The organism is Ruegeria halocynthiae, from assembly GCF_000743705.1.
GTDB lineage: Bacteria > Pseudomonadota > Alphaproteobacteria > Rhodobacterales > Rhodobacteraceae > Ruegeria > Ruegeria halocynthiae_B.
Map to the genome: position 1 here is coordinate 746,403 of NZ_JQEZ01000003.1, position 22,763 is coordinate 769,165.

Consider the following 22,763-nt stretch of genomic DNA (forward strand, 5'->3'; position numbering starts at 1 on the left):
GTTCAGGTCATATAACTGCGCACCAACGCGCCTGCGATCAGCGACCAGCCATCTGCTATCACGAAAAACGCCAGCTTGAACGGCAGTGACACGGTCGCGGGCGGCACCATCATCATCCCCATCGACATCAGCACCGCCGCCACCACCAGATCAATGATCAGGAACGGCAGGAAGATCAGGAAACCGATCTGAAATGCACGTGCGATTTCGGACAGCATGAAGGACGGCATCAAGATCGAAAGCGGCGCTTCGGGCGTCAGTGCGATGGCCTCGCCACCGGGCCGCAGGGCCGCCATCGCATGGAACGTATCCGCATCCATCCGCGCGGCCATGAAAGCGCGAAACGGTTGAATTGCGATTTCCAACGCAGGTTCAACCTCCATCGTTTCTTCGACCATCGGTCGGATGCCGGTCGCCCATGCCTCGGAAAAGACCGGCTCCATGATGAAGTAAGTCAGGAACATTGCCAGGCTGACAATCAACATATTGGGCGGCGATTGCTGCAATCCGATACCCTGCCGCAGAATGGCCAGAACAGTGATCAGAAACGGGAAGCAGGTGATCATGATCGCCAGCCCCGGCGCAAGGCTGAGAACCGTGATCAACAGGATCAACTGGATGGTGCGCGCCGAGATCGAGCCCCCCTCGCCCAATGACAGCGACAGTTCCTGCGCTGCAGCCAGGGATGGGGACAGCGTCGCCAGCGCGACGACCAGCCAAAGCAGGCAGCGCATCAACCGATCCCGTTCTGCAGATCCGCGATTTCGGTCAGGCGCACCGCCAGTTGGCCGGCCTGATCGCCCTCCATCTCTTCCAGCAAGCCACGGGCAACCAGTTGATCACCGACGTACAGATCGACCGGATCCTCGATCCGCTTGTCCAGGGTCAGCACGGCGTTTTCACCCATGTTCAGCAAATCGCGGATCAATGGGCGCGCCCGCCCGACTGAGACCGTGACCTCGATAGGGACCGCTTCGAACGGGTTGGATTTCTCGGGTTTCGGGGTCTGGGGATCACTCATGGTTCACTGCCTCTTTTGCCTCAAATACATATGCGTCGAATGCCCCGGCGACGGCGTCGAGCAGGCCGCTGCAATCCACCTCGCGCTGGGATGTGCCAACCTGCAACCGCGCCTGACCGGGGGTCAGCGACGGATTCTCGATCACGCGGGTGGGGGCGGACAGATCCTGCGGCACCATCGCCTCCACCTCGGTTGCGCGGCCCTGGGGCACGAAGATTTGCATCGGCTGGCCGATCTGGTCGCGCGCCATTTCGGTCAACTGCTCGACCAACCGGGCGGCAAACCCCCGATCCAGCGTTTCGGGCAAGACGGCATCCACCAGACTCTGGAACATCGGCTCCAGCGACAGGGTCATCCGGGTGGCGGCCTCATGATAGGTAAAGGACATATCCTCGAGCGATTTGGCCAGTTCGGCCGAGATCTGACCCCGGCTTTGTTCCTGCGCCTGAACCGCGTCTTCCCAACCGGCGCTATAGCCCTGCTCGAAGGCGGCCAGCCGCTGTTCTTCCAACGCCTCTTCGTCCAGCAGGTGCAGTTTGCCACCCCCGGCTTGCGACGTGAAATCCTCAAGAAGATGGGCAATCGACATCACACACGCTCCTCACCTTCTTCAAGCCAGCTGCGAAGGATCTCGACGGTTTCCTCCTGCTTGTCGCCGATCATCGCCCGCAGCCGATCGACCGGATCTGCCCCCGCCTGCGCGGCCAGCGCTGGCACGCCGCCTGCGGTCGCCTGCCCCGGCAGGGCGGTGACCTGTCCGCCCTCTTCGGGTGCAATTTCGCCTGTCAGATAGGCGTCGGGCTCGGGCGTCACGCCAGAAGGCAACAGCGCAGGGGCCATCGCTGGACTTGTCAGGATCGGACGGATCACAAACAACCCAAGCACCAGTGAGACAATCGCCAGAACCGCCATCTGGATCAGCGACATCGCGTCGAAATGCACCTTTTGCCAGATCGAGGACGCAGCCACCGTGCCCTGCGGTTCAACCACCGGCAGGTCCAGCGATTTCAAGGTGATGACGTCCCCGCGCGCCGCATCAAAACCCACGGCCGAGGCCACAAGTTCTTTCAAGGCGTCCATTTCGGCCTCGGGCATCGGCTCAAAGGCCTCTACCCCTGCGGCATCCACCGACCGCGTTCCGTTAACCAGAACCGCGACCGTCAGCCGTTTGATCGCGCCGGGTGCATTGTGCACCTCAAGCTCTGTTTCCGAGACCTCATAATTCACCCGTTCCCGCGTCTGCGTTGCGTTGGAATTCGATTCGTCTCCTCCGGCGCCATCGCCATCCGGCAAGTTTGACGCAACGGTGACATCCCCAGACTGGTTGCGGGCACTGTCCGAGCGTTCCTCGACATCGGTGCTGATAGCCACGCGGCCATTGGGATCAAAGCGGCGTTCGCGGATGGATTCGGTCTTGGTGACGGTGTCAACGCTGACCTCAACCACCGCATTTCCGGCCCCGACGCGCGCCTCGACCAGCCGCATCACCCGGTCGCGCAACTGCTGCGCCTTGTCATCCGCCGTGTCAGCAGCAACAGCGGTTTCCTGCGCCCCGATCACCGCCCCATTCGAATCGATGACCGTGACATTCTCGGGCGCTAACCCGCTGACCGCCGAGGCCACAAGAAACCGGATCGCCTTGGCCTGATCGGATGTGATCTGCCCCCCCGACGGCACCAGATAAATCGAAGCCGTTGGAGCCACACTGCGCTGAAACGGATTGGTCGATCCGTTGGCGATGTGAACCCGCGCCTGGCTGACATAGGGGCTGCCGACGATAGTGCGGGCCAGTTCACCCTCTTTCGCACGCCAATAGGCAGCGTCGAACATCTGCGAGGTGGTGCCAAACCCGCTAAGCGAATCCAGCAGCTCGTACCCCCGGTTGCCGTTGGCGGGCAGGCCTTCGCTGGCCAGGGTCATGCGCAGCTCATCCCGCTGTGACCCGGGCACATAGATCGAACCGCCCCGGATCTCATACGGCACCCCGCGCTGATCCAGCGAGCGAACGATATCCCCCGCAGCCCCGCTTTCCAGCCCCGCATAAAGCAGGGTCATCGACGGCGCCGTCATCAGACGCGACATCGCAAGGACCCCAAGAAACACCAGCACAACCGCACCGGCAACGATGATTTGTTTACGCCTGTCCAAACTTGCCCAGACAGTTCCGATCTGCTGCACACTCACCTCCGACTCGCCGACATTCTGCCCGGCGCATCCCCTGTTTGGACGATTGCCCTTAACAATCGGTTAGTCCCTGCCGGGTTATGACGATTGCAGAACGGACAAGTGAGGACGTCATGACTGACGCGACTGCAGAACAGGCAGAAGCCCCGGAAAAGTCCGGGAAAAAGGGGATGATCATCGGGGTGATTCTGGCTGTGGCCGGGGCGGCCGGTGGCTATTTCCTGACCACCTCCGGGCTGCTGCCTTTCGGCGGCAAACCCGCGATGGAAGAGGCAGAGGGGAAGGACAAAGGCAAGCCTGCAAAGGCATTGCCACAGGTGGGTTTCATCGACCTTCCGCCGGTGATCGTGTCGGTCAAGGCGGGCGATTCGCGGCATCTGAAGTTTCACGCCCAGTTGGAGGTGAACGCCGGATATGCCGCTGATGTCGAAAAGATGAAACCGCGAATCATGGACATCCTGAACGGCTATCTGCGCGCGGTCGAAGTGTCGGATCTTGAGGATTCTCTGGCCCTGATGCGCATCCGCGGACATCTGCTGCGGCGCATTGAAATCGTCGTCGGAGAAGGCCGCGTGCGCGACGTTCTCGTGATGGAATTTGTATTGAACTAGGAGGCGAAGTTGGAGCTGATTGCAGATATTTTGCTGGTCGCCGGCGCGCTGGGTGCGGGTCTTTATTGCTTCGTGCTGTCGCGGCGGCTCAGGCGTTTTACTGATCTGGAAAAAGGCGTGGGCGGCGCTGTTGCTGTGCTGTCGACACAAGCGGACGAGTTGAAGAAATCGCTGGGCGCGGCGCGTGAGGCCTCGGACCAGTCCGGTGAAGTCTTGAAAGACCTGACGCAGCGGGCTGAATCTGTTGCTCAGCGGCTGGAGCTGATGATGGCCTCAATGCATGATGTCATCCCGCCCGAGGACAAGACCGCGAAACCGACTGAGCCGGAGCCTGTCAAACCCCGGGAAGACACGGGTGATTCACCTGACGAGCATAAGGAATCAGCGACACCCGAGACAGCGGAGGAAACCTCTACCCCAACAAAGGCCAAGCGGCCCGGTGGCCTGATGTTCTTACGGCACGGTCGCACTCAGAATGAGGCGGCGACATGACCCGCAGACCAGTAAAAAAACGCCCACGGGGCGGCGTTCTTGCGGTCATCTCGTTGCTGATGATCGGGTCCGCTGTGATTCGCCTTGGGTTGGAAGCTGGGCCTGCATTGGCGAAAACCGAAGAACCTACTGCCCCCAAGACCAATCAGGCGCAGGTTGATTTGCCGGGGGCGCAGGTTCTGCTGACCGAATTGTTGCGCCGGGAAGAGGCACTGAAACGGCGCGAGGCTGCCACACTGGACAAGGAAAAGGCCCTGGCCGTTGCCGATCAGGCGATCGAGGTCCGCCTGGTTGCACTGCAAGAGGCCGAAGAAGCTCTGCGCGCGACGCTCGCCATTGCCGAAAAAGCTGCCGAAACCGACCTGACGCGGCTGACGGATGTCTATCAGAGCATGAAGCCCAAGGACGCGGCCGCCCTGTTCGAAACCATGGACCCGGGCTTTGCCGCCGGATTTCTGTCGCGTATGCCGCCGGATGCGGCTGCCGGCGTTCTGGCCGGACTAAGCCCCGAGGTCGCCTATACGATCAGTGTGATCATGGCTGGCCGCAATGCCTCGGCCCCTCAGGAATAGCAATTTAACCCCGCATCGGAATTCGCTGGAGATCACCCATGATCGGACTTATCGGAATTGTCGTCATTTTCGCCATGGTATTCGGCGGTTATCTGGCTGCGGGCGGCAAAATGGCGATCATTTTGAAATCGCTCCCTTTTGAGATGATGATGATCGGCGGCGCCGCCGTCGGCGCGTTTCTGATCAGTAACGATATGAGCGCTGTCAAACACACGGCCAAGGACATGGGCAAGGTGTTCAAGGGACCGAAATGGAAACCCGAGGATTACCGCGACCTGCTATGCCTGCTGTTTTCGCTTATCCGCATCGCCAAGGCCAACCCGGTCGAGGTTGAACAACATGTCGAAGACCCTGAAAACTCGTCTCTGTTTTCGGCCTATCCAAAGATTCGATCCGACAAAGAGGCGGTGGATCTGATCTGCGATACGCTGCGTTCGGCGTCGATGAACTATGACGATCCGCATCAGGTCGAAGAGGTTCTGGAAAAGCGGATGGAGGCGAATTTCCACCATGCCATGCATTCCAGCCACGCCTTGCAGACCGTGGCCGATGGTCTGCCCGCGCTGGGAATTGTGGCGGCGGTTCTGGGGGTGATCAAGACGATGGGATCGATTGATCAGCCGCCAGAAGTATTGGGCAAACTGATCGGCGGGGCCCTGGTCGGCACCTTTCTTGGTGTGTTTCTGGCCTATGGTCTGGTCGGCCCCTTTTCCGGCAAGCTCAAGGCCGTCATCGAAGAGGACAATCATTTCTATCAGTTGATCAAAGAGGTTCTGGTCGCCAATCTGCACAACCACAACCCCGCCATGTGTATCGAGGTCGGTCGCCAGAACACACCGACCCACAACCGCCCGGGTTTCACCGAGCTTGAAGAGGCTCTGAAAGAACTCAAACAGGCGGCGGCATGACCCGGATTGCGTTTCTTGCCTTGTTTCTGACGGCAGCCGCGACCGGGGGCGTGGCGCAAGAGGTTACCGTCCGCTCGGGCGAGCATGACGGGTATACGCGGCTGGTTGCTCAGGTTCCGCAAGGCACGGAATGGGCTGTGACCCAGACAAAGAACGGCGCGCGCCTGCAGGTTGCACTGGATGACGTGGTGTTTCAGACCGGCTCCATCTTTCAACGTCTGACCCAGAATCGTCTGGCCGCGGTGTCACAGGTAAATCCGGGCGCCGCGCTGGAAATGGAGTTTGGCTGCGACTGCGCCGCGTCGGCTTTTTTGTTCAAAGACACGATGATCGTGGTGGATATTGCGCCAGGCACGGCCCTGCCGCCGATCAGCAAAGATATCCCCCCGCTTACCCTGCCCAAAGCCGCGCGTGTAGAAAAACCTTTGATTCCGACGCACCCCCTTGATCCGCTGACCCTGCCGTTGTTGGGGCTGAACGCGCGAGGCTTTGAAGAGCAGCTTTCTACGCGGCTGTTGCAGGGGGCCGACCGCGACATCGTCGATCTGAACATAGCCCCTGCAGGCCCAAGAGCGTCTGTTGACGATCACAGCCTGTTCATCCCCCCCGGGGCGGAGCTGAACATCAACGTAACCTCGGTTCTGGACGACCTGAACGGCTTGCTGGGTCCTGATATTCCACAACTGGAAAAACGGCCCCCCTGCGTGTCCAGCGCCGAGCTTGGGTTTGACAAATGGACCGACAATCGCCCGTTCCTTGAACAGGTTTCAGCGCTCCGGTCAGGTCTGTTTCACGAGTTCGACACCATCGACAAGGCGCGTGCCCTGCAATTGGCCAAACTCTATGCGTATTCCGGGTTCGGGGCAGAGGCGCTCAGGGCGTTGGACCTGTTGAAGGTTCAATCCGAGGACACAAGCCGCGTGGCAGCCATTGCCCAGATTCTGGATGACACCCGGTTAACGGCCCCGAATCCATTTGCCGGTCTACAGCGGTGCGAAAGTGACTCGGCCTTGTGGGCCACGCTGACCGAAGGCCACTTGCAAGAGGACGCCAACCTGACCGCGATTGAGCAGTCCTTTGCCCGGCTGCCGGATCATCTGCGACGGTATATCGGCCCCACTTTGGCCGAGATTTTGGTAAATAGACAAGAGATCGAGGCGGCCCGGCGCGTATTGCGATCAGTTGATCGCGTTGAAACGCAAACCAGCCCCAGCGCCGTGCAGGCCAAGGCCAAGGTTGCAACAGCCGAAGGCGATGCCCCCCGGACCGAAGCTTTGCTGAAAGAAGTTATCACCACCTCTGACGCCGCGTTGGAAGCACCGCTGGCTCTGGCTCGGCTGGTCGACAAACGCTGGCTGGATCGCGGCGCCGTATCGCCGCAGGAGCTGGGCCTTGCCGCCTCTTACACGGTCGAGTTTCGCCGGTCGGAAATCGGACCGCAGATGCTGCGAACACATGCCGTTGCCCTAAGTCTGGCGAATGAACATGACGCCGCGCTAAATCTGGCGGGCGAGCTGCCCGAAAATGCCGACAGCGCCGAAACATTAAACCGCGTCATGCTGGTTCTGACTGAACGGGCAGATGACACAACGTTTTTGCGCCGCGCCTTGAGCTTGCCCAAAAAGCATATCCAGGGCCTGACAACCGACACCGCCATCGCCGTGGCCGACAGGTTAGCCTCACTTGGGTTTTCCAAATCAGTGCTGAAACTGGCCCGACGGCCGCAGGACAAGCTTCGGCGGGGTGCCCGGGCGCGGTTGCGGGCAAGGGCAGCATTGCTTGACCAGCGCCCGCATCAGGCGATGCTGGAATTGGCCGACGACCCCTCGGACAAGGCGGTGCAGCTACGGGCCACGGCCATGCAGGCGGTGGGGGATTTCAGGGCAGCGGGCGATCTGATGCGGATCACGGGCGATCCGGATGCCGCCAACAGATTGTTCTGGCTGGCAGACCTGCCGGATGAAGCCGACCCAAACACAGATACAAAGTTCAGCCAGGTCGTTCAGGCAACGCAGAGCCTGTCACGCGCGCCGTCCCGACAGGCGCAAAAGCCACTGGCGGACGCGGCAAGCCTGTTGCAGGACAGCGCGGACACACGGCAACGGATCGGTGAACTTCTTGCCACGCTTGGGCAGGAATGAGGAATGGATGTCCTTTTACCGGCCCCTTGCGTACCCGCCCGAACCGGATCAACGCGCTGGCGCGTTAAAAAGCAAAGGCAGCAGGCCCGCGTATCTGGATTTGGGATCCACCCAACCCAGTATGACTTTATGGATCGCCTCAGCACGGGTGGGACCGATAACCGGGGTGGCAAACTCCATGTATTTGGCGATCACCTCACCGCGCGACATGGGCGCTTCGGGACCACCGCGCGCGTGAATATCGCCGGATTCCAACACCTGCCCGTCGGTGGTTGTCAGTTTGACATCCGCCCAACGCCCCCTAGGAAACCGGGCGCTATGGCGATCGTTTTCGTCAACATGGATGCGGCGCGCAAGCTGCTCCACGACCGGATCCGACAGCCCCGAACCCGAGATATGTTCAACTCCGATCCTGCCGTGAATGGCCTGCACGGCAACGGCAAATGGTAAGGAATATTGCGCCTGAGATGTCGTGTCGGGCATTCCGGCGAACAGGCAGGCCGCCTGGTGAAAGCTGTTGATCTGAATGGATCGGATTTGCGTGTGGGTCAGGTCATGTTCCCACATCAACGCCCGAACCCCGTCGATGGCCGCATGTGCCCAGCGGCAGATCGGATAGGGTTTCACGTATTGATGTTCAATCTGCCAGAACTGGCTAAGATCGGCCCAATGGGGCACGGCGGTTTCCGCTTCAATCGTAATTGCGGGTGCTCCGGTAAAGCCGCGTTCGGCCAGAATTGCGGCCGACATGCCCACCATCGCGCCCCATCCCGACCCATCATGCAGCATCGTGGGGTTTGCGATCTCGCGCATCATCTGGCTGCGGGGGCCGTGGTATTCGGCAATTCCCATTGCCTGCCGCATCTGATCCCGCGTGTGCCCACGCAACCGCGCCGCCATCGCCACCACGCCCAGCGCGTTCCAAGCACCCGACGTGTGATAATCGCTGACGCTTGCGTGCAGCGACAACCCCGCGCGTCCGGCGACCTCGTAACCGGTGATCACAGCGGCCAGCGCCGCAGGCCCGTTCAGATCGCGGCACTGCTCGGCCAGGGCGATCAACGCGGGCAGCACGACAACACCGATGTGCCCCTTGGTCGGGTTATAGCCATCATGCCCGTCCAGATTGTCGATCTGAGTAGCCCCGGCATAAGCCGCGCCTGCCATACTGACCGACCGTCCATCAAACGGCATTCGGGCGCTATAGGCCGCGTCCGTGCTGGCATACAGCAACGCCGCCGTGTCACGCGCAATCACCCCGGCCTCCATCGGGCCCGAGGCGATCAGAATGCCCATTGTGTCCAGCATCATCAGCGCCGCTGCTTCTTTGGCGCTGTCGGGCATCTGGTCCGCACGGCACGTCAGGGCGAAATCGGCGACACGGGCAAATGTATCGGTCATTTGACCGTTTCCAGGGCCGGTTGGGTATCGCGCAGACGATGGCCTTTGGGGTCGAACGGAGGTTCGTCAAGAATTCTGGCTGTGTGTGGTTTGCCAAGGATGAAGACCTCGACCGTGTCGCCGGGTTGGGCCACATTCGGGTCGGCATAGCCAATCGCCAAAGACTTACCCACCGAATAGCCATAGCCCCCCGAGGTCACGCGGCCCACGGGCGTACCGTCCGGGGTAAAGATCGGCTCACCACCGGTGGCATCGGCATCGTTTACATCGACCTCAAAGATCGACAGAACCTCGCGCGCGAGGTTGTCCTTGATCGCCAGATAGGCGTCTTTGTGCAAAAACTCTTTGTCCAGCTTGATCAGGCCCGCCAGCCCCACCTCTTGCGGCCAGTATTCCTGAGAATACTCGCGCCCCCACGAGCCATAGCCCTTTTCGATACGCAGCGACCCCAGCGCACGGCCGCCAACCGGTCCGCCGTTCAGCGCCTTGGCAGCATCCAAAAGCGTTGAATAGAGCCTGATCTGATCTTCTTCAGCGCAGTGCAACTCCCACCCAAGATCACCGGTAAAGCTGACGCGGATGGCCAGACAGGTAATTCCGGCCACCTCGATGGTTTGCGAACGCATGAAGCGGAACGCCTCGTTCGACAGATCCGCGTTGGTCAGTCGCTGCAACAGATCACGGGATTTCGGCCCGGCCACGTTGAACCCCGCAATGCGGTTGGTGGCGACCTCGAACGTCGTGCCTTTGGGCAGATCGACCATGTTGAAAAACCGCTGATGATACCGCTCGGCCATGCCCGAGCCGATCATCATGTATTCATCTTCGGCAGTCTTGGTGATGGTGAAATCACCTGCCACCCCACCCCGCACGGAGATGAGAGGCGTCAGGCACGATCGGCCAATTTCGGTTGGCACGCGATTGGCCACCAGACGGTCGAGCCAGTCAAACGCACTGGGTCCTTTGATCACGTAGTTGGCAAAATTCGATATGTCGATAACGCCCACATGATCCCGCAGCATCTGCGCCTCGCGTCCAACGGGACCCCACCAGTTCTGGCGGGTAAAGCCGTTGGTTTCCGCCGTGCCCGGTTGATCGGCGAACCACAGCGGGTGTTCCCAGCCGCAGTTCAGGCCAAAGACACAGCCCATGTCCTTTTGCATCTGATAGGCCGGGCGGACTCGGGCCGGGCGACCGGCGCTGCGTTCTTCGTTCGGGAAATGGATGGCGAAACGGTGGGTATAGACGTCCTCGACCCGAGCTTTGGTGAATTTCTTGTCGGCCCAATCACCAAACCGCGCCAAATCCCAGGCGAACATGTCGTATTGCGGCTCACCCTCGATCATCCATTGGGCGGACAGCAGGCCAAGACCCCCGGATTGTGAGAAACCGGGGATGATACCGGTACAGCAGAAGTAATTCTGCAGTTCCGGCACCGGCCCCCAGATCGCGTTGCTGTCCGGCGACCAGATCATCGGGCCGTTGATCACCCGTTTGACCCCGGCGGTGGCCGCCACCGGCACCCGTTCGGTGGCGCGGATGACGTTTTCCATGATCCGGTCCAGATCATCGGGGAACAGGTCATGGGCGAAATCCAGCGGCGTGCCGTTTTCGGCCCAGAACCGCATATCTTTTTCATAGGCACCAATCAGCAGGCCGTTGCCTTCCTGCCGGAAGTAATACTCCCCATCCCGATCCGCGATGGACGGCAGACGACGGCCCAGGTTGGCAACCTCGTCAATCGTTTCGGTCACGAAATACTGATGCTCGGTCGGTTGCAGCGGCAGTTCGATCCCCGCCAGCGCGGCCACTTCGCGCCCCCAAAGACCACCGGCATTGACCACCCATTGCGTGTGGATATCGCCCTTTTCGGTGCGCACGATCCAAGAGCCATCGGGTTGCTGTTCGGTCCCTATTACGGGGCGAAACCGCTCAATCGTGGCCCCCAGCGCGCGGGCACCTGCGGCATAGGCATGGGTGACGCCCGACGGGTCCACATTGCCGCCATCGGGTTCATACATGATACAGCGGATGTCATCGAACTGCGCCAGCGGGTGCAGCTCTTTCGCCTGTTCGCGGCTGATCTCGTGAAAGTTCAGGCCGTAGAATTTGGCCTTGGCCTCTTGCAGGCGTAGCTGGTGTTCACGGTCTTCGGTCTGCGCCAGATACAGCGATCCGGGCTGAAACACACCGCAGCCTTGCCCGGTTTCCTGCTCCAGCTCTTTGTACAGGTTCATCGTGTAATGCTGGATGCGGGTGATGTTGTTGTTGTCGTGCAGACCGTGAATATTGGCCGCAGCGTGCCAGGTGGATCCGCTGGTCAGCTCATCGCGTTCCAGCAGGACAACATCGGTCCAGCCTAGCTTGGCCAGATGGTAAAGAATTGAACAACCGACAAGGCCCCCTCCGATCACAACGGCCTGTGCGTGGGTTTTCATTGGGATTACCTCCTGTAATGCGGGCGCGGTCAGATCGGCTCGGATACAGGAAAGTCAGCCATAGGTGGGAAGGGGCTTATGCTCTGTTCCCGACGCAAATGTCGGGAACAGAGTTTTCTTAGCCTAAAAAATATTCAAGTGAAGTTGATTTGGTAAGGCATTTCGACCCTCAGAAAGGTGCCTTGACCAGGGTCGGGGTCAGAACCTCGGTTTCGGTGTCGAAGTCCAGCACCGACAGGGAGGTGGTGTCCGAGCGTTCGAACACCATCGTATTGCCGCGGGCCAGCGCCGGGGCCCTTTTCCAGCAGGCGATCTGGGTCGGATAGCTTCCTGCGCCGATGCTGACAGCCGTTCGACTTAGGTCAATTTTTCGCGCCATTTAGAGCCTGAAAGACAATTTCCCTTGCGTCTAAATTGAGTTGACCGGGCAGCCAGTGAACCAGAGATCAGCAGGTTACCGCCGATCCGAACCGGCCTTCTCTTGAAATGAAAGGTTAATGTTCCATTTATGTTCCACACAGTCAGAGGATCACCCGATGGCCCATTTTTCGCGGAACCCGGCCCTGAGCGGCCCGTCAAACGACTATTACCTGCTGCCGGTTACGGACCGGCAAATGCGCTATGCCCGCGCCATCGCGCAGCAGTCGGCGCTGGAAATCCCGGTTGAGGCGCAGCGTGACAGGCGGGCGTTGTCGAATTGGATTTCGGCGCATAAACCAGATGATCCGTCACCCTTTGCCAATTACCCAACCGGCAAACAGGTGGCCTTTGCCGAACGGATTGCGCGCACCAAGCGTCGGCAAGTTCCGTCAGAGTGTTTCCGCGACAAGCAGGCAATGTCCCTGTGGATCGACCACAACAAGTAACCGGTCAGTCGTAAGTGTGACTGCGTGCGTAGATCCCGACTGCGGCTGCCACGAACAGGCCCAGCAGGATGTACCCGGTGATGGCCTCGGCCACGGCAAGTCCACGGCACAAGCCAGCAGGGTGCAAATCACCAAAGCCTACGGTTGTGAAGGTAACATAGGAAAAATACAGAACATCCGCAGGCCCCGATGCCCCGACCACACACAGATCGTGATATCCGAACGAGCCATAGACGGCCGCAAACAGGAAGGGCACGACCTGAATGAAGGAAATCCCCATCAGCAACAGCTGACGGCGCGGAGATTTTACGTTGGTCATATAGTACCAGGTTTGCGACACCAGCCAGACCGTCAATCCCACGGTCGCCACCGTTCCGATTGTGTCGCCAGCGGTGGTTTCGCTTAGCCGCGACAGGCCGTACCAGGCGATAAAGCTGACGATCACCAGCCCCAGGGCGGCGACAAAGGTCGATTTCCACTCTTCCAGAGTTATCGGATCGCGGCGCATTGGACCTCCGAGGGTTAAAGCACAGCCAATCATCGGGTCAGATTTCCGCGCCTGCAACCTGAAACATCAGGGGTTTAGTCGGCGCTCAGGTGTTCCTCGCCGCGCTGACGGGCCAGTACGATCTGCTTTTGCCGCTCGCGAAAGCGCGTCTTGTCCGCGTCCGAGGTCTCGTCGATACACTGGTGGCAGGACACGCCATGTTCGTATTCCGGGCGCTTGACGTCCTCGGGCAGGATCGGGCGGCGGCAGCCATGGCACAATTTATGCGGCCCTTCGACCAGCCCGTGCCCGACAGAGACGCGGTTGTCGAACACGAAACATTCACCCTGCCAGGTGCTGCCGTCGGCGGGCATCTCCTCAAGATATCGCAGGATGCCGCCCTTCAGGTGAAAGACATCCTCGACCCCCTGCCCCAGCAGGAAGTTGGTCGATTTCTCACAACGGATGCCGCCGGTGCAGAACATGGCGACGCGCTTGTTGTGAAAACGGTCCTTGTTTTCTTCCCACCAGGTCGGGAATTCGCGGAAACTGGCTGTTTCAGGGTCTATTGCGCCCTCAAACGTGCCAATCGCCACCTCATAGTCATTGCGCGTGTCGATCAGCACCACGTCGTCGGAACGGATCAGATCATTCCACTCCTCGGGCTCGACATAATTGCCGACACGGGCGCGCGGGTCGACGTCCGGCTGACCCATGGTCACGATCTCATTCTTCAGGCGGACCTTCATCTTGCCAAAGGGCGGATGATCGGCTGTGGCCTCTTTCCAATCCAAGTCTGCACAGCCCGGCAGCGCACGGATATGGGCCAGAACCGCGTCGATTCCGGCGCGGGGGCCTGCAATGGTGCCATTGATCCCCTCTTGCGCCAGCAACAAGGTGCCTTTGACCGATTGCGCTTGGCACAGTTCCAGCAAAGGCGCGCGCACGGCGGCGTGATCGGGAAAACGGGTGAAGTGATAGAGAGCAGCGATCGTATACATGCGCGCGGTCTAAACCCGTGCGAAAAGAGTCGCAAGGGACCGGATTGACGCGTCCTGCACGGCACCTTACCGATACAGCAACCGCAGGAGGCCCGCGATGACCAATGCCCTGATCGTAATCGACGTCCAGAACGATTTCTGCCCCGGCGGCACGCTGGCCGTGCCCGGAGGCGATGAAATCGTCGCCCCGATCAACGCCATGATGGAAGATTTCGACGCCGTGATCCTGACGCAGGACTGGCATCCGGTCGGTCATTCCTCATTCGCCAGCTCTCATACCGGGAAAGCCCCGTATGAGATGATCGAAATGCCCTATGGCCCACAGGTGCTGTGGCCGGATCATTGCGTCCAGGGCAGCAAGGGCGCAGCGTTTCACCCGGACCTGCGCACCGATGGCGACCTGATCATCCGCAAAGGGTTTCGCGGCGCAATCGACAGCTATTCGGCGTTTTTCGAAAACGATCAAACCACGCCCACCGGCCTTCAGGGATACCTGAACACGCGTGGCATCAAGCAGCTGACGCTGGTTGGGCTTGCGACGGATTTCTGCGTTCAATTCTCGGCCGTCGACGCGGCCCGTCTTGGATTTGATGTGATGGTCCGGATGGAGGCCTGCCGGGGCATCGACCTGGATGGGTCGATGGCATCTGCGCAATCCGCCATGCGCGATGCCGGGGTAATTTTGGCCTAAGGTGAATTGCCCGTGGCCGCCAGATATTTGAGCACGGCAATCAGAAGCACCGCAAACCCCAGCGCGAAACCAATCCGCCCCTGAATGGTGCGCCTTTTCGGCCTGACCGGGGTCGCTTGTCCTGACTTGGGCGTCTGGGTCGGCATTTCGCGCGGACGGGCCGTTTTCACATCGTTGAGAAATTGCCAGAAATCGAACGCGCCGCAGTATTCGCCTTTGACGCCTGATTCCCTGATATTGGCAAACAACGCCCGCAGAATGCGTTCCCGATCGGCTGCGTCTTGTGGCCGGTAGAACCCGTGTGAATTTTCACTGTCAGTCGGCGCAAGATCAAACCCGGCATCCTCGAAAATCCTGCGTATTCCGGGGGAAGTCGAGCGCAGGGCATCGGCGGCCCGCGCGTCTCGAAACTGGGCGCAAACCGCTTGCGTTTCGGGTAATGCGGACTGCACCGAATTCGAATCCGCATCTTCCTCAGCAATTGTTACAATATCAAAATCGTACTCGAGACCCATTCACTAACTTAACCTTGTCTTCTTACTCCTATCCTCTCGCTTAACCGAGGAAAGGATCACACAATATGCTCCTTTTGTGACCTGACCTTGTCATTGTCACCAAATTAGCGACTCTTGCCAATCCACGCACCTATTGATCTAACAACGGAAATCGCAGGAGTTCCCCATGGTCGATATTGCGGCGCGCGTGTACAATCATAAATGGCAGATTGACCCGATTGTCCGGTCTTTGATCGACACAGATTTCTACAAACTGCTGATGTGCCAGTCAGTGTTTCGAAATAAGCCCCAAACGGACGTGACTTTTTCGCTGATCAACCGGTCGAATCATATTCCGTTGGCGAATCTCATCGACGAAGGCGAGCTGCGCGAACAGTTGGATCATATCCGGTCGCTTAGCCTCAGCCGGGGTGAAAGCACCTGGCTGCGGGGCAATATGTTCTACGGAAAACGGCAGATGTTCCGGTCGGATTTCATGGAATGGTTCGAGAACATGCGCCTGCCGCCCTATCACCTTGAACGCAAGGGCGACCAGTACGAGCTGACATTTGAAGGCAAGTGGCACGAGGTCATGTTGTGGGAAATCCCCGCGCTGGCGGTGCTGATGGAGCTGCGCTCGCGTGCTGTTCTCAATGGTATGCGCCGGTTCGAATTGCAGGTGCTGTATGCCCGCGCCATGACCCGCGTCTGGGAAAAGATCGAAAAGCTGCGCGAGGTTGACGGGCTGGGCATCGCCGATTTCGGCACCCGGCGGCGGCATTCCTTCCTCTGGCAGGATTGGTGCGTGCAGGCGATGATCGAAGGCTTAGGTCCGGCGTTCACCGGCACCTCGAACTGTTTGATCGCCATGCGGCGCGAAGTCGAGGCGATCGGCACAAACGCCCATGAACTGCCCATGGTCTATTCTGCGCTGGCAGACAATGACGCCGACCTGGCCCAGGCCCCCTATGACGTTCTCAGCGACTGGCACGAAGAACACGACGGCAATCTGCGCATCATCCTGCCCGACACCTATGGCACGCAGGGGTTTCTGGACCATGCGCCGGACTGGCTGGCAGGCTGGACCGGTATCCGTATCGACAGCGGCGATCCCGCGACGGGCGCGGACATCGCGATTGATTGGTGGAATTCACGCGGCGAGGACCCGATGCAAAAACGGGTGATCTTTTCCGATGGGCTGGACGTGGGCAAAATCCGCGAATTGCACAGCCAATTCGCACACCGCACCAATGTTTCATTCGGGTGGGGCACCTTGCTGACCAATGATTTCCGCGGGTTTGTGCCAAATGACGCGCTGGCGCCGTTCTCGCTGGTGTGCAAGGCGGTCTCGGCCAACGGCCGCCCGACAGTGAAATTGTCGGACAACCCCGAAAAGGCGATGGGGCCAAAGGCCGAGATTGAGCGTTACAAGCGGGTGTTCGACGTGGGCGCGCAAGATTCAATCGAGGTCATCGTTTAGACCCTAACCATGGTAGGCCGCCACGGTTTTCAGCTGCGAAAAGCCATAAAGCGCCTCGAACCCTTTTTCGCGGCCATGACCTGATTTGCCGACGCCGCCAAAGGGCAGTTCCACACCGCCGCCCGCGCCGTAGTTGTTGATAAACACCTGACCCGAGCGCAACCGCTTTGCCAGCCGCATCTGCCGTGCCCCATCGCGGGACCAGATGCTGGCAACCAGCCCGTATTCGGTGCCGTTGGCAATTTGCACCGCCTCTTCTTCGGTGTCGAAGGGGATCAGCACCTGCACCGGGCCGAAAATCTCGTCTTTTGCCAATATGTGATCGGGCGGGACATCCGCGAACAGGGTGGGCCGCACATAGGCCCCGTCTTGCGGCGCATGATCGACAATGCGCCCCTGCCCCGCGATGCTGAGGTCGCGGCCTTTGTCCAGAAAACCCGTCACGATCTGTTTCTGTCGGGCTGAAATCAGGGGGCCGAGCCGTAAATCCTCATGCGCGGGGCCAACGGTCAGTTCGGCATAGGCTGCGGCCATGCGCAATGTCACCTGTTCATACACGCCGCGCTGCACCAGAATGCGCGACGAGGCCGAACAGGTCTGACCGGCGTTCTGAATGCCCGCATTCACCAGAAACGGCAGGGCGGCGTCCAAATCGGCGTCGTCAAACACCAGTTGCGGGGACTTTCCACCCAGCTCCAGCGTCACCGGCACCACATTGCGCCCAGCTGCCTGCTGCACCAGCGCGCCCGTGGCGACCGAACCCGTGAACGAGATATGGTTTACGCCCGGATGCCCGGACAGCGCCGCGCCGGCCTCGGCCCCCACACCGGGCACCACGTTCAGCGCCCCGGCGGGCAGACCGGCCTGTTGCGCCAGATGGGCAAAGGCCAGCGCGGTCAAGCAGGCCTCTTCCGCAGGTTTCAGCACACAGGCATTGCCCATCGCCAGCGCCGCCCCGACGGAACGGCCAATGATCTGCATCGGGTAATTCCACGGCACGATATGGCCTGTCACCCCATGCGGTTCGCGCAGGGTATAGACGGTGTAGCCGTCCAGATAGGGAATAGTCTCTCCCATCACCTTGTCCGCTGCGCCACCGTAGAACTCGCAATACCGCGCCAAGGCCACCGCATCGGCGCGCGCCTGGGTCAGCGGCTTGCCGACATCCATCGCCTCCAGCTGCGCCAGATCCTCCACGCGTTCCAGCACCAACTGGCCCAGCCGGGTCAGGATGCGCCCCCGTTCCAGCGCGGTTTTGCGGCCCCAATCGCCGTCCAATGCCGCCTGCGCCGCCTGAACGGCTGCGTCGATGTCTGTTGCGCCTCCGCGCGCGATCCGGCAGATTTCGGCCCCGTCAGACGGGTTGATCAACGGCAGGTCTGTTTGCGACGCAGGGCCAACCCGCGCACCGCCGATCAGGCAAAGGCCGGGATTAAACCAGAGGGGATTGGGCATTTTGGCCTCCTATTCGGATCAAAAAAGGGTCACGCCACATTCATTCCGGTTTCCGGCAATGTTGGCGCGGCTTCGATCAGGGCGCGGGTATAGGGATGTTGCGGGTCAGAGAATATCTGCCCGGTTTCGCCCTGTTCAACGATCTGCCCGGCCTGCATCACCATCACCCGGTCGGTGATGGTCCGGACCACGCTCAGGTCATGGCTGATGAACAGATATGTCAGATCATAGGCAGCGCACAGGTCCGCCAGCAGGTCTAGAATCTGCGCCCGGACCGAAACATCAAGGGCCGAGACCGCCTCGTCAAACAGGATCAGCTCGGGGCGTATAATCAGGGCACGGGCGATAGCGATACGCTGCCTTTGCCCGCCCGAGAATTCGTGGATGTATTTGCCCGCATCATCGGGGCCAAGGCCCACGGCTGTCAGCATTTCGGCAATGCGATCCTGCCGCTCTGACCCGGTGGGCGGGGCATCCAACAGGTGAAATGGTTCGGTGATCAGGCGGGCAACTCGGTGGCGGGGGTTGAAGCTGCCATAAGGGTCCTGAAACACCACCTGCATCTTGCGGCGCACCGCCGGGTTTGGCCGGTGACCCGTGAAAACGGGCTGCCCGTCCAGTTGGACGCTGCCGCCCTGCACATCATCCAGGCCCAATATAGCACGTGTTAGGGTCGATTTACCGCAACCGGATTCGCCAACCAAACCCAGACGTTCGCCCCGGTTCAGGGTAAAGCTGACACGATCCACCGCGCGGTGATGGTCCGGTTTGCCGAACAGGCCTTTGCGTGGCAGGCGATAGGTTCGGACGACCTGCGCCACCTCAAGCAGGGGGCGCGGGGGCGGTGATAGCGGCAATGTCACCTGATGGCCGGACGCCGCAAACAGCATCCGCGTATAGGGGTGTTGCATGTCGCGCAGCAGGTCGCCGGTTGCGCCGGATTCGACCACCTCGCCCTGACGCATCACCGCAATCCGATCGGCCATATTGGCCACAACCGCCAGATCGTGGGTGATCATCAGCAGGCCCATGTCATATTCACGCACCAACCCCTTGAGCAGGTCCAGAATCTGGGCCTGCGTGGTCACATCCAGCGCGGTTGTCGGCTCGTCCGCGATCAGCAGCTTGGGGCGCAGGGCAATGGCCATGGCGATCACCACTCGCTGACGCTGACCACCGGACAGCTCATGCGGATAGCGCGACAGCGGGAACCGGTCGGGCGGCAGGCCAACGCGGGTCAGTACCTCTTGCGCGCGGGCCCGGGCTTGGGCACGGGGCATGGCCTTATGGATCAGGATCGTTTCCATCACCTGATCACCGATGGTCTTGACCGGGTTCAGGGCGGTCATCGGTTCCTGAAACACCATCCCGGTCGCGGCGCCGCGCAGGGCGCAGAGTTCGGCCTCGGGGCGGTTGAGAAGGTCCTGACCCTGCAACCGGATTGCACCGTCCGCCACGGCGCCATTGGGCAGCAACTGCATCACGGCCAGCGCCGTCATCGACTTGCCTGATCCGCTTTCACCCGTGACCGCCACGATCTGGCCCGGGGCAATGTCCAGACTGACCTGCTTCAGAATCTCTGCGCCGTGAATGGACAGCGACAAGTTTTCAATCTGCAGCAGGGTCATGCGCGCGCCACCCGGATACGCGGGTCAAGCCAGTCACGCAGACCATCCCCCAGCAGGTTCAGCCCCAGCACCGTGACAATGATCGCGAGACCCGGAATCAGAGCCAAATGCGGGGCAAAACTGACCATCGTCTGCGCGTCGGCCAGCATTCGGCCCCAGCTGGGCGTCGGCGGCTGCGCGCCAAGGCCAACATAGGACAGGCCCGCCTCGGCCAGAATACCCAAGGAGAACTGGATGGTCCCCTGCACGATCAGCAGATTGGCCACATTGGGCAGAATGTGTTCTGCCGATATCCGCGCAGCGCCCTTGCCCGACACACGGGCGGCAAGGATGAACTCGCGCCCCCACAGCGACAGCGCCGCGCCGCGGGTGATGCGGGCGAACACGGGGATGTTGAAGATGCCGATGGCGATGATGGCATTGATGGCCCCGGCCCCAAATACGGCGGTGATCAGAATGGCAATCACCAGCGACGGGAAGGCAAAGACCAGATCATTGCCGCGCATGATCACCTCATCCAGCCACGAGCCCTGACGCGCTGCCGCCGTCAGGCCCAGCGGCACGCCAAAGCCGACGCCAATGCCGACAGCAACCAGCGCAACGGCAATTGACGTGCGCGCGCCCACCATGATCATCGAGAACGTGTCCCGCCCGAAATGATCCGTGCCGAACCAATGCCGCGCATTGGGCGGCTGCAATTTGTTTGGGATATTCAGGGCAGCGTGATCATAAGGCGTCCAGACGAATGAGATCACAGCCGCCAGCAGAACCAGCGACGACAGCACCGCGCCAAGGATCAGGTTACGGCTCATGTCCTGCTCCTTAGACGGGGGTCGACGGCGGCATAGGCCAGATCGACCAGAAAATTCACCGTGATAACGGCAAAAACCAACAGCATGACCACGGATTCCACCACGATCAGGTCCCGGGCCGAGATCGCCTGAAACACCAGCCGCCCCAGACCGGGCAAATAGAACACCTGCTCGATGATGATCGCCCCCGCCAGCAGAAAGGAAAACTGCAACCCAAGAATAGTCAGAACCGGGATCAGCGCGTTGCGCACCCCGTGCCGCCACAGCGCCTGACGGTATGTCAGCCCCTTGGCGCGGGCGGTGCGCATGAAATCCTCGCCCAATATGTCCAGCAGCGATGACCGCATCACCCGCGCCAGAATTGCTGCCTGCGGCAGGGCCAGCGCAATTGCTGGCAGGGTCAGGGAATGCAACCCGGCCCAAAGCCCCTTGTTCCAGCCCGCAAACCCACCGGCATTGAACCAGCGCAAATTGATGGCAAAGATCAGCACCAACATCATCGCGAACCAGAAGTTCGGCACCGCGATGCCCAGTTGCGTGGCCCCCATCACCGTCAGATCACCTGGCTTGCCCCGGCGCGCCGCCGCATAGATCCCGGCAGGAAAGGCGATCAGGGTGGACAGGATCAGCGCATAAAGCGCCAGCGGCAGCGACACCCACATCCGATCCGCGATCATCTGCGACACCGGCGTACGGTAGGTATACGAAGTGCCGAAATCCCCCACCAGCATACCACCGACCCAGTCCAAGTACCGCTGCGCATTCGAGACATCCAACCCAAGCTCGGCGCGCAGTGCCGCCAGCGTATCTTCTTGCGCGTTGACCCCCAACATAAACGAGGCCGGATCACCCGGTGCCACCTCGATCACCGCGAAGATGACCACCGAGGCGACCACAAGACTGATCAGCAGCGATATCAGACGTTTGAAAGCATAGCGGAGCATTGCGGTTAGGTTAGGGTCCCATATGGCGGGGGTCCAGCATCTATGGCGTTATCAGATAGGCAAAAACCGCATAGCCGACGATGGCTGCGTACCCCAGCGGATAAATCCACTTGATCGCGTAATTGTCCAGCTTGCGCGCGGCCCCTTCCCGGCCCGACACCTTCAATTTGCGCAGGGCCACGTTGAACACGATCAGCGCCCCGGTCATCAGGAACATGCATTGCAGGGTGAAATCCAGAAACGTCAGATAGCCCAGTTTGGGCAGATCGGCCGATATGGCCCAATTAAAGGCCACAAACACCAGCAGGTTGCCGCCCGCGATTTCAATCCGCCTGCGGTATTCGTCCAGAAAGAACAACGCCCAGCCGACAGTGATCAGCACCAGCATCGGCAGGAACACGCGAATGACGTAATAGGTCAGATGCCGACTGCCCTCGAACGCCAGCGCAACCTGATCGCTGTCCCGCCCCGACAGGCCGGTAACTGTCGAATGCTGCACCCGCGCGTTGCCCAGCACCCACTCTTCTTCGCCCAGCAGGTCGCCCAGACCCGAATAGTCGTCCAACGGGTAATAAGTCACGTATTCGGACGGAAAGATTGAGACGACCTCGAAAAAGAACTTCTGCGTGTCGAACGGATACTTGCGGAAATCGAAATGCGGCGCCTGCAAGGTCAGCGAGGATTTTTCGACATAAACCACACGCCCATCATGGTGCAGCGAGGCTGCGGATTCGTGTATCCATTTGTTGGACTGCTGGTTGTGGATGACAAAAGCGGGCACGACCGCCCCAATTTCCGAGGCATGTTCGGCCAGTGTGGCCGGGTTGAACACCTGAAAGTCGCGCCCCACGACATCGCGGTCAAAGGCCAGCGCCGGATCGGTCCATTCAACCCGCAGGACGACGACGGCGGAATAATTCTCGGCCTTCTGATCAACGCTTGTAACCTGATCAATCCGGATGCCGATGCCGACATCCAGCGGGTTTTCCGGCGTGCCCACCAGCGCCTCAAGCCCGCCGTCCAGGGCGTTCTGCGCCTGCACCTTGCCGCCCATGGCAAAAACACAGGCGGCAAGTGCAAGAGTACAGAAGATGCGGGCCGGGTTCATCGTCAGGCTCACTCTGGTTTAGGCATCCG

The 22,763-nt window shown here is 60.4% G+C and carries 22 protein-coding genes and 1 pseudogene; 8 read left to right on the top strand and 15 right to left on the bottom strand.

The genetic code is table 11. The features are described 5' to 3' along the window. Positions 1-2 precede the first annotated feature (2 nt). From fliP to fliF, 4 genes are read right to left on the bottom strand one after another with little or no spacing between them, the layout of a single operon-like run. Positions 3-734, bottom strand: coding sequence for a flagellar type III secretion system pore protein FliP (gene fliP / locus JT51_RS14285; protein ID WP_037313774.1), 732 nt, complete (start codon positions 732-734; stop codon positions 3-5). After that, complete coding sequence (locus tag JT51_RS14290) at positions 734-1,021, bottom strand: FliM/FliN family flagellar motor switch protein (protein ID WP_037313776.1); 288 nt, start codon at positions 1,019-1,021, stop codon at positions 734-736. Before JT51_RS14290 ends, fliP begins: the two co-directional genes overlap by 1 nt. Further along, a complete protein-coding gene (locus tag JT51_RS14295; RefSeq protein WP_037313777.1) occupies positions 1,014-1,610 on the bottom strand; it encodes a hypothetical protein in 597 nt (198 codons plus the stop codon). The genes JT51_RS14290 and JT51_RS14295 overlap by 8 nt, the downstream gene beginning before the upstream one ends. Next, positions 1,610-3,199 carry a flagellar basal-body MS-ring/collar protein FliF gene (gene fliF, locus JT51_RS14300; protein ID WP_037313780.1) on the bottom strand — a complete coding sequence of 530 codons (1,590 nt, stop codon included), beginning with the start codon at positions 3,197-3,199 and terminating at the stop codon, positions 1,610-1,612. Before fliF ends, JT51_RS14295 begins: the two co-directional genes overlap by 1 nt. 119 nt (positions 3,200-3,318) lie before the next feature. Here fliF and JT51_RS14305 point away from each other — a divergent pair, with 119 nt between their 5' ends. From JT51_RS14305 to JT51_RS14325, 5 genes are read left to right on the top strand one after another with little or no spacing between them, the layout of a single operon-like run. Next, a complete protein-coding gene (locus tag JT51_RS14305; RefSeq protein ID WP_037314353.1) occupies positions 3,319-3,816 on the top strand; it encodes a flagellar basal body-associated FliL family protein in 498 nt (165 codons plus the stop codon). A gap of 9 nt (positions 3,817-3,825) precedes the next feature. Beyond that, positions 3,826-4,308 (top strand): DUF6468 domain-containing protein, encoded by a 483-nt coding sequence (locus JT51_RS14310; RefSeq protein ID WP_037313782.1) that lies wholly within the window; start codon positions 3,826-3,828, stop codon positions 4,306-4,308. Further along, positions 4,305-4,880 carry a MotE family protein gene (locus JT51_RS14315; RefSeq protein WP_037313784.1) on the top strand — a complete coding sequence of 192 codons (576 nt, stop codon included), beginning with the start codon at positions 4,305-4,307 and terminating at the stop codon, positions 4,878-4,880. The genes JT51_RS14310 and JT51_RS14315 overlap by 4 nt, the downstream gene beginning before the upstream one ends. 38 nt (positions 4,881-4,918) lie before the next feature. Further along, a complete protein-coding gene (motA, locus tag JT51_RS14320; RefSeq protein ID WP_037313787.1) occupies positions 4,919-5,788 on the top strand; it encodes a flagellar motor stator protein MotA in 870 nt (289 codons plus the stop codon). Beyond that, the gene (locus JT51_RS14325) at positions 5,785-7,929 is read left to right on the top strand and encodes a hypothetical protein (protein WP_051927571.1); all 2,145 of its coding nucleotides are present in this window, start codon (positions 5,785-5,787) and stop codon (positions 7,927-7,929) included. Before motA ends, JT51_RS14325 begins: the two co-directional genes overlap by 4 nt. A 48-nt stretch (positions 7,930-7,977) precedes the next feature. Here the strand turns inward: JT51_RS14325 and JT51_RS14330 are convergent, their stop codons facing one another. The 3 genes and pseudogenes from JT51_RS14330 to JT51_RS22250 form a co-directional block, all read right to left on the bottom strand. Further along, positions 7,978-9,330 carry an MmgE/PrpD family protein gene (locus tag JT51_RS14330; RefSeq protein WP_037313790.1) on the bottom strand — a complete coding sequence of 451 codons (1,353 nt, stop codon included), beginning with the start codon at positions 9,328-9,330 and terminating at the stop codon, positions 7,978-7,980. Next, complete coding sequence (locus JT51_RS14335; RefSeq protein WP_037313791.1) at positions 9,327-11,768, bottom strand: GcvT family protein; 2,442 nt, start codon at positions 11,766-11,768, stop codon at positions 9,327-9,329. Before JT51_RS14335 ends, JT51_RS14330 begins: the two co-directional genes overlap by 4 nt. 226 nt (positions 11,769-11,994) lie before the next feature. Further along, positions 11,995-12,114 (bottom strand): annotated as a pseudogene (locus tag JT51_RS22250) (aldehyde dehydrogenase family protein); the annotation flags it as partial. 190 nt (positions 12,115-12,304) lie between these two features. On the opposite strand from JT51_RS22250, the gene JT51_RS14345 reads away from it, so the two are divergent. Beyond that, positions 12,305-12,634, top strand: coding sequence for a hypothetical protein (locus JT51_RS14345; RefSeq protein WP_037313794.1), 330 nt, complete (start codon positions 12,305-12,307; stop codon positions 12,632-12,634). Between the two features lie 4 nt (positions 12,635-12,638). On the opposite strand, the gene JT51_RS14350 is transcribed toward JT51_RS14345, so the two are convergent. Both JT51_RS14350 and JT51_RS14355 read right to left on the bottom strand, forming a co-directional pair. Continuing rightward, positions 12,639-13,142, bottom strand: a complete 504-nt coding sequence (locus JT51_RS14350) for an ion channel (protein WP_037313795.1) — start codon at positions 13,140-13,142, stop codon at positions 12,639-12,641. A 74-nt stretch (positions 13,143-13,216) separates the two neighbouring features. Beyond that, on the bottom strand, positions 13,217-14,122 hold the full coding sequence (locus tag JT51_RS14355) for a rhodanese-related sulfurtransferase (RefSeq protein WP_037313796.1): 906 nt from the start codon (positions 14,120-14,122) through the stop codon (positions 13,217-13,219). A gap of 97 nt (positions 14,123-14,219) precedes the next feature. On the opposite strand from JT51_RS14355, the gene pncA reads away from it, so the two are divergent. After that, entirely contained in the window at positions 14,220-14,813 is a 594-nt protein-coding gene (gene pncA, locus JT51_RS14360; RefSeq protein WP_037313797.1) for a bifunctional nicotinamidase/pyrazinamidase, read from the top strand. Here pncA and JT51_RS14365 read toward each other — a convergent pair. Continuing rightward, positions 14,810-15,328 (bottom strand): hypothetical protein, encoded by a 519-nt coding sequence (locus JT51_RS14365; protein ID WP_037313798.1) that lies wholly within the window; start codon positions 15,326-15,328, stop codon positions 14,810-14,812. The genes pncA and JT51_RS14365 overlap by 4 nt on opposite strands. A gap of 166 nt (positions 15,329-15,494) precedes the next feature. Between JT51_RS14365 and pncB the strand changes: the two genes are divergently transcribed. Continuing rightward, positions 15,495-16,787, top strand: coding sequence for a nicotinate phosphoribosyltransferase (pncB, locus tag JT51_RS14370; RefSeq protein WP_037313799.1), 1,293 nt, complete (start codon positions 15,495-15,497; stop codon positions 16,785-16,787). 3 nt (positions 16,788-16,790) lie between these two features. On the opposite strand, the gene JT51_RS14375 is transcribed toward pncB, so the two are convergent. Genes JT51_RS14375 through JT51_RS14395 form a run of 5 tightly spaced genes read right to left on the bottom strand, consistent with a single transcriptional unit; the run spans position 16,791 to position 22,746 of the window. Then, positions 16,791-18,242: an aldehyde dehydrogenase family protein gene (locus tag JT51_RS14375; protein ID WP_037313801.1), complete on the bottom strand. Its 1,452-nt coding sequence runs from the start codon at positions 18,240-18,242 to the stop codon at positions 16,791-16,793. A 29-nt stretch (positions 18,243-18,271) separates the two neighbouring features. Further along, entirely contained in the window at positions 18,272-19,870 is a 1,599-nt protein-coding gene (locus JT51_RS14380; RefSeq protein ID WP_037313802.1) for an ABC transporter ATP-binding protein, read from the bottom strand. Continuing rightward, positions 19,867-20,682, bottom strand: a complete 816-nt coding sequence (locus JT51_RS14385; RefSeq protein WP_037313804.1) for an ABC transporter permease — start codon at positions 20,680-20,682, stop codon at positions 19,867-19,869. The genes JT51_RS14380 and JT51_RS14385 overlap by 4 nt, the downstream gene beginning before the upstream one ends. Next, entirely contained in the window at positions 20,679-21,626 is a 948-nt protein-coding gene (locus JT51_RS14390; protein WP_037313808.1) for an ABC transporter permease, read from the bottom strand. The genes JT51_RS14385 and JT51_RS14390 overlap by 4 nt, the downstream gene beginning before the upstream one ends. 40 nt (positions 21,627-21,666) lie before the next feature. Further along, the gene (locus tag JT51_RS14395) at positions 21,667-22,746 is read right to left on the bottom strand and encodes a hypothetical protein (RefSeq protein WP_235216182.1); all 1,080 of its coding nucleotides are present in this window, start codon (positions 22,744-22,746) and stop codon (positions 21,667-21,669) included. Positions 22,747-22,763: the final 17 nt, after the last annotated feature.

Bases quoted from the DNA above. Each gene is read 5' to 3' on its own strand.
- JT51_RS14385 (WP_037313804.1), bottom strand. From the start codon at position 20,682: ATGAGCCGTAACCTGATCCTTGGCGCGGTGCTGTCGTCGCTGGTTCTG.
- JT51_RS14290 (WP_037313776.1), bottom strand. From the start codon at position 1,021: ATGAGTGATCCCCAGACCCCGAAACCCGAGAAATCCAACCCGTTCGAA.
- JT51_RS14330 (WP_037313790.1), bottom strand. From the start codon at position 9,330: ATGACCGATACATTTGCCCGTGTCGCCGATTTCGCCCTGACGTGCCGT.
- pncB (WP_037313799.1), top strand. From the start codon at position 15,495: ATGGTCGATATTGCGGCGCGCGTGTACAATCATAAATGGCAGATTGAC.
- JT51_RS14315 (WP_037313784.1), top strand. From the start codon at position 4,305: ATGACCCGCAGACCAGTAAAAAAACGCCCACGGGGCGGCGTTCTTGCG.
- JT51_RS14295 (WP_037313777.1), bottom strand. From the start codon at position 1,610: ATGTCGATTGCCCATCTTCTTGAGGATTTCACGTCGCAAGCCGGGGGT.
- JT51_RS14355 (WP_037313796.1), bottom strand. From the start codon at position 14,122: ATGTATACGATCGCTGCTCTCTATCACTTCACCCGTTTTCCCGATCAC.
- JT51_RS14375 (WP_037313801.1), bottom strand. From the start codon at position 18,242: ATGCCCAATCCCCTCTGGTTTAATCCCGGCCTTTGCCTGATCGGCGGT.
- JT51_RS14305 (WP_037314353.1), top strand. From the start codon at position 3,319: ATGACTGACGCGACTGCAGAACAGGCAGAAGCCCCGGAAAAGTCCGGG.
- JT51_RS14350 (WP_037313795.1), bottom strand. From the start codon at position 13,142: ATGCGCCGCGATCCGATAACTCTGGAAGAGTGGAAATCGACCTTTGTC.
- JT51_RS14345 (WP_037313794.1), top strand. From the start codon at position 12,305: ATGGCCCATTTTTCGCGGAACCCGGCCCTGAGCGGCCCGTCAAACGAC.
- fliP (WP_037313774.1), bottom strand. From the start codon at position 734: ATGCGCTGCCTGCTTTGGCTGGTCGTCGCGCTGGCGACGCTGTCCCCA.
- pncA (WP_037313797.1), top strand. From the start codon at position 14,220: ATGACCAATGCCCTGATCGTAATCGACGTCCAGAACGATTTCTGCCCC.
- JT51_RS14390 (WP_037313808.1), bottom strand. From the start codon at position 21,626: ATGCTCCGCTATGCTTTCAAACGTCTGATATCGCTGCTGATCAGTCTT.
- JT51_RS14380 (WP_037313802.1), bottom strand. From the start codon at position 19,870: ATGACCCTGCTGCAGATTGAAAACTTGTCGCTGTCCATTCACGGCGCA.
- JT51_RS14365 (WP_037313798.1), bottom strand. From the start codon at position 15,328: ATGGGTCTCGAGTACGATTTTGATATTGTAACAATTGCTGAGGAAGAT.
- motA (WP_037313787.1), top strand. From the start codon at position 4,919: ATGATCGGACTTATCGGAATTGTCGTCATTTTCGCCATGGTATTCGGC.
- JT51_RS14335 (WP_037313791.1), bottom strand. From the start codon at position 11,768: ATGAAAACCCACGCACAGGCCGTTGTGATCGGAGGGGGCCTTGTCGGT.
- JT51_RS14325 (WP_051927571.1), top strand. From the start codon at position 5,785: ATGACCCGGATTGCGTTTCTTGCCTTGTTTCTGACGGCAGCCGCGACC.